Below are 1,096 nucleotides of genomic sequence, written 5' to 3'. Positions count from 1 at the left end.
GCGCTTAATGAATATATTAGTAATAATAAATTTTCTAATATTTTTATTATTGTAGATAATCATACAAATGAACACTGTTTACCAATTTTTCTATCAAATTTAGAAACTGATTTAACAATTGAAATTATAGAATTTGAATCTGGAGAGGAAAATAAAAATATTGAAACATGTGTTCAAATTTGGAATGTTTTAACAGAATTAAAAGCCGATAGAAAATCACTAGTTCTAAATCTAGGAGGTGGCGTTGTTACAGATTTAGGAGGCTTTATTGCATCTACTTTTAAAAGAGGTATTGAATTTATCCACATCCCTACCACTCTTTTGGCTATGGTTGATGCTTCTGTAGGTGGTAAAAACGGTGTTGATCTTGGAAATCTCAAAAACCAAATTGGTGTTATTAATGTTCCTAAAATGGTATTGATAGATACACAATACTTAGAAACCGTACCACAAAACGAAATGCGTTCTGGTCTTGCAGAAATGCTTAAACATGGCTTAATTTATGATGCAAGTTATTGGAAAACATTTACCGATCTTGATGCATTTGATTTTGCTGACTTTGACAAACTCATATATCGATCTGTAGAAATCAAAAATGAAATTGTAATGCAAGACCCTACAGAAAATAATATTAGAAAATCGCTTAATTTTGGACATACATTAGGCCATGCTATTGAAAGCTATTTTCTGGAAAACGATTCTAAAAAAACACTTCTACATGGAGAGGCAATAGCAGCTGGTATGATATTAGAAAGTTATCTTTCATGGCAAAAAGGGCTACTGAAAGAAGACGAATATTCTCAAATAAAAGCGTGCATTAAACACATTTACGAGGATATAGTATTTGATCAAAAAGACATAGATCCTATACTTGAATTACTAGTTCATGACAAGAAAAATGAATTTGGAGAGATACAATTTGCCTTAATCGAAGGAATTGGTAAAATCAAAATAAATCAATTGGTTGAAAATGAAATGATTCTTCAGGCATTCCAAGATTATAAAAACTAAATATTTTTTATAAAAAAGGATTGCATCACGTATATATTATTTTTTACATTTGCACCAATGAAAAAAAGTCGAAACAAATTCAAGT

General features: G+C 29.7%; 1 protein-coding gene. It reads left to right on the top strand.

Going from position 1 to position 1,096, the window contains the following annotated elements; all coding sequences use genetic code 11:
- On the top strand, positions 1-1,011 hold a 1,011-nt coding region (gene aroB, locus FPG59_RS16260; protein WP_140344731.1), incomplete at its 5' end, for a 3-dehydroquinate synthase.
- Positions 1,012-1,096 lie beyond the last annotated feature (85 nt).

This window comes from Flavobacterium sp. FPG59 (assembly GCF_002150205.1).
Lineage (GTDB): Bacteria > Bacteroidota > Bacteroidia > Flavobacteriales > Flavobacteriaceae > Flavobacterium.
Note: the sequence above shows the minus strand (reverse complement) of the source record. Positions and strands in the feature narration are given on the sequence as shown.